Consider the following 4,692-nt stretch of genomic DNA (forward strand, 5'->3'; position numbering starts at 1 on the left):
ATTTAGGCGTTTAAGTAAAGATTATGAGGTGTATTCACAAGTGAGTGAGGCCATGATTTATGGTTCCTTAATCTGCCTAATGGTCAAGAGATTAGCTAATTTAACATTTACTTTATAAATCAGCTCTCATGCTTAGACTACTACTTCTGTAGGATTAGCAAAAACTTCTATTCCAATTGTTCTAATCGGAGGTAATAAAAAATGCCACCAGAAGATTTTGTATTTTTTCGAAACATAGGACTCAACGATCAAGCTACTAGTCTACAAACTTCACAGGTAGGGGAGCCTAGTCTTGCCAACAACGGTCGGCAGATTTATATGACGGGAAACTGGTATGCGACTAAGTCACTAGATAACGGCAGCAGTTTGCAGTACGTCTCCCCGTTTACAACTCTACCAAGTGCTGCTTGGAGCCTAAAAATTTTTTCTTCTCAAGGGAAGATTGGATATGGCGTTTCGGCTGTCGCCGACATGAAAAGCGTTAGCGTTAGCGTTAGCGTTAGCGTTAGCGAGAGCTACCGTAGCAAGAGGCAGCTCCTCTGCGCATAGGCAGCTCCTCTGTCAAGAGCGGGAGACCTCGCCATCCCATCCTAAGGTCATGCTCCGCTTTCCGACCGCTTGTTTCTCCTTGAAAGGAGAAGCTTTTTACCTTAATTATTCGGTAACCTGCTTATCCGAACATGATATTAGTTATCTTTGAAACTCTAAAACTTATCCAGAATCAGGAAGAGTTTGAATTCTAGAGTAAGTAGGTCGGCGTTCAAAATTCTCTTGATGAAAAGGCAGGAGCCAGAAGGGAAGAGATTTTAGAGCGACTTTACTTTTCGTTAATACTGAAGTTTTTTTGCGCCTTCTTAACTTAGTTATCAAATAAAGTCCCCCTAGAAGAGGAAAGCTTTAGACCCAAATTTTCAGTAATCAATTATCTTGGCAGTAACTAATAAGCTTTTCTAGCGAGATATCTTGATTGACCGCAACTTTATTTGCCTGTTGGCCAGCTTGGGTAACTTGAGTTTTGGCCTCATTGAATTTTTTTCTACCTTCCAATGAAGCTTCTACTTGTCTGCTAGTTTTCAGACCCAGACTCATATTAATGAAAGCTTGAGAAAGTTCTTTAAAGGTTTGAGAGAAGTCCTGCTGAAATTGCTGCAGATTTTCATCCTTAAATTCTAGAGCTTCTAACTCCTGAGAAATTTTTTCTAACTCTTCTCCAAGTTTATTAGTTGTTGCAGCATCATAAGAAGTCTTAGCATTAACAAGAGTATTACCCTTGTTAATAGTAGCAATCAATTGATTACACTGGACAATTTTGCTAGGGCCACAACCAGCGATCGATAAACAGACTATAACAGTACCACCAATAATTTTTAATTTACGAAACATAATTTTAACTAAATATTGCGAGAAGTCCTACGCATCTAAGGTAGTAGGCGCTGGGATGAATTATCAATAATGAATGTGCTATGATACAAATGCTTAAAAACCCCACCTAGACTATAGAGTTTTAGTTGTTTGTGAGACTTGAATGCTAGCTTAAATCTAGCTATGGCGGGTAGTTAGTCCGCGTGTGCCTGTGGACTGGATAACGCCGAAGTTGCCAGTAGAATAGGGAATAGAACAGATAATTGTAGATTTCTACAGATTATTGTAGGTTTCTAAGAACAGATACCAGACAGCCTAACAAGGAAGTAGCAGGGAACTGCTCGGCACAGAAACTAGGGAGCTAAGGAATCAGAAAGACTGCTGAATCAGTAAGTTCAAGTCAATCTGCCTGTAAAATCAGAAAACACTACAATCAAGATATTTTGATCCTGGGTCAGGCAGCTGAGTTTATGGGTTCCACCTTGGAGCAGATAAAGGTTGCTAGCAACTATAGATGGTGTGTAAGGCCAATATTTGCTTTCTAATAGAGGCAATAAGTTAGAGACATGAAGCCCACTGCAAACAGCGTTTCCTGTTGGGTACTTTACAATCGTGCAAAATAGATTTAGGAGGTGAACCTAACAAGCAAAAAATCTGGCTCAAGAACAGTAAATATGTCCAAAATACCCAAAAACCTTGATACCAACTCTACAAATAATTTTCCCATTGTAATTTCTCTTGGATTGGGATTGCTAATGCTAAGTTTATCCTGGCGCTTATTCCCAATTATCGTTATTGGTTCGGGACTAACCTGGACTTTGAGGCGTTATCAGGAACAACAGAAACACCAACAAGATTGCTTGAATGCTCTATTCTATAAGTTAATTCAGGAAAATCAGGGACATATTACAGCTTTAGACTTGGCCATGAACTCTCAACTATCAGGAAAAGTTGTCCAAAAGTTTCTTGGTGAAAGAGCTAAAGAATTTGGTGCAGAGTTAGAAATTACAGAGCAAGGTGGTTTATTATACTATTTTCCGACTGCTGTGTCTCTAGTTGCTGGTCAAACAAATCAGGAAGTTGAAGTAGCTACGGAGCAAATTTTAGGGTATAATAGTCAGTTATTCTCAGAAGAAATTATTGAGAAAGTTTCAAATCCTTGGACTCCACCACAGCATTCCCAGGTAAATTGTAGTCTCAAATTTGAGCCTGAAAATAAAGCAGTTTCTCTTTTTCTGACTCAGAAAGAATTAGCAACTAGGCTAAATGTTCATGCCAGCACTATTAGTAAACGGAAAACAAAACCTGATTTTAGTCAGTGGAGCAGTCAAAAAGATCCAGAATCAATTCCATGGAAATACTTAAAAGAGCAGGGACGATTTTTACCTATAGCCTCAAAATCATAAAATATCCTCTAAATTATTTAGTTGTTGAGTCTAGAATCCAATCAATTATGTCCTTAGATACTATTAGAGTAGTAGCTCGTGTAGTCGCCTTACCGGATAAAGTAGAAGCAGTTAAGTCAATTTTAATTAGCATAGTATTACCTACTCGTCAAGAAAAAGGTTGTATTAAATACGAATTATTACAAAATAATGCCGATCCCAGGGATTTTACTTTTGTTGAGGAATGGGAGAGTGAAAGTCTATTAGAAAAACATTTGGCCTCAAGTCATATTGAAGCAGCATCATTAGAACTAAAGAACTTAGTGACAGTCCCACCAGATATTCGTCGTTATCATTTAATGGCTTGACAATAAAATAAATTCGTGTTAGAGAGAAGTAGCACAATTAAAAGCAAATAAGAGTAATGTTTTGAAAAAAGATTGTAACATTTAACGAAAAAAGATGGGAAAAAACTTAAAAATCTTAATTAAACATTACAATAAGAAAAAAATCGTAGGTTAAGTGTAGCAAATGATGCCCCGAATACTCGTCATTGATGATGATCCTGCGATCGCAGAACTCGTTGCCGTAAACTTAGAAATGGCTGGCTATGAAGTTAGTCAAGCAGAAGATGGTATAAAAGGGCAAGCTCTAGCTTTGCAACTATTACCAGACCTGATAGTGTTAGATTTAATGCTACCAAAGGTAGATGGGTTTACAGTATGTCAACGTCTGCGTCGTGATGAACGAACAGCGGATATTCCTGTACTGATGTTAACTGCTTTAGGTCAAACCCAAAATAAAGTAGAAGGCTTCAATGCTGGTGCAGATGATTATCTAACAAAGCCCTTTGAGGTTGAAGAACTGCTGGCACGAGTGCGTGCTTTACTGCGACGCACAGATAGAATTCCACAAGCAGCTAAACATAGTGAAATACTCAGCTATGGCCCTTTGACTCTGGTTCCTGAAAGATTTGAGGCTATTTGGTTTGAGCAAACAGTTAAACTAACTCATTTAGAATTTGAGTTACTCCATTGTTTGTTACAACGCCATGGCCAGACAGTATCTCCTAGTGAAATTCTCAAGGAAGTCTGGGGTTACGATCCAGACGATGATATTGAGACAATCCGAGTCCATATTAGACATCTGAGAACGAAGATGGAACCAGATCCTCGTCATCCTCGGTTTATTAAAACGGTATACGGTGCTGGTTACTGTTTAGAGTTACCTAGTAATGGGTCCAGTGCTAATAATGTGGAAACAGCTAATTGGGCGAAACCAAATCAGGATTGGGTTAGAGAGCCTTAAAATAATTTCCGGTTGAAAAATTCTAATTAGGTAGATCAAACTGAGCTAAAGATATTTTTTTAAATATCCTACAAAACTTCTAATTACGATTGCTCAACCGGAAATATACAGCAATTACTAAATAATTAATAATTAAAGTTTAAAGTCGTATTAAATTATTCAGCTAATACCATTTCTTAAAGATGAATACTATATTTAGTTTTCATCCCATCTTTCTATTTCTCCATCTAAGGATATATAGCAAAAATACCTGAGAATTAATTTATTAAAGATGATATTTAAAGAAGCGGTCAAGTCAATTGCCGCCTCGCAATTGAACAAGTTAACCTCCTGGGAAAAGTATATTTTTAGCCGACGCAATCTCCGCGGTAATGACTGAGGAAACCAATATAATTCTTTCTCACCCACCCTAGCAATATACCTCTGGTGGAAAAGAGGCAGTAGGGAGTAGGAGGAAAGAATTAATGATTTTTGCGTATGGGATTGATTTGATTTTTAATTATCACGCCTATGTCTAATGAGATTATGTAGATAGCAGACCAGCTCTTTTAATATTTAATTTATGAATTAGTTCTGAGATTTAGTATAAGATTATCTGACTTTTGACTTTTGACTTTTGACTTCCGTGAAATGGAGA

General features: G+C 37.6%; 4 protein-coding genes. 3 read left to right on the forward strand and 1 reads right to left on the reverse strand.

Going from position 1 to position 4,692, the window contains the following annotated elements; translation table 11 throughout:
- Positions 1–918 precede the first annotated feature (918 nt).
- Entirely contained in the window at positions 919–1,383 is a 465-nt protein-coding gene (locus tag F6K22_RS32595; RefSeq protein WP_293107873.1) for a hypothetical protein, read from the reverse strand.
- 653 nt (positions 1,384–2,036) lie between these two features.
- On the opposite strand from F6K22_RS32595, the gene F6K22_RS32600 reads away from it, so the two are divergent.
- The 3 genes from F6K22_RS32600 to F6K22_RS32610 all read left to right on the forward strand — a co-directional run bounded on the left by F6K22_RS32600 (position 2,037) and on the right by F6K22_RS32610 (position 4,055).
- On the forward strand, positions 2,037–2,768 hold the full coding sequence (locus tag F6K22_RS32600; protein ID WP_293107875.1) for a hypothetical protein: 732 nt from the start codon (positions 2,037–2,039) through the stop codon (positions 2,766–2,768).
- A 47-nt stretch (positions 2,769–2,815) separates the two neighbouring features.
- Positions 2,816–3,115 carry a putative quinol monooxygenase gene (locus F6K22_RS32605; protein ID WP_293107877.1) on the forward strand — a complete coding sequence of 100 codons (300 nt, stop codon included), beginning with the start codon at positions 2,816–2,818 and terminating at the stop codon, positions 3,113–3,115.
- A gap of 166 nt (positions 3,116–3,281) precedes the next feature.
- Complete coding sequence (locus tag F6K22_RS32610; protein ID WP_293107879.1) at positions 3,282–4,055, forward strand: response regulator transcription factor; 774 nt, start codon at positions 3,282–3,284, stop codon at positions 4,053–4,055.
- Positions 4,056–4,692: the final 637 nt, after the last annotated feature.

Origin of the sequence: Okeania sp. SIO2F4, from assembly GCF_010672385.1 — a bacterium.
Taxonomy (GTDB): Bacteria; Cyanobacteriota; Cyanobacteriia; order Cyanobacteriales; family Microcoleaceae; genus Trichodesmium.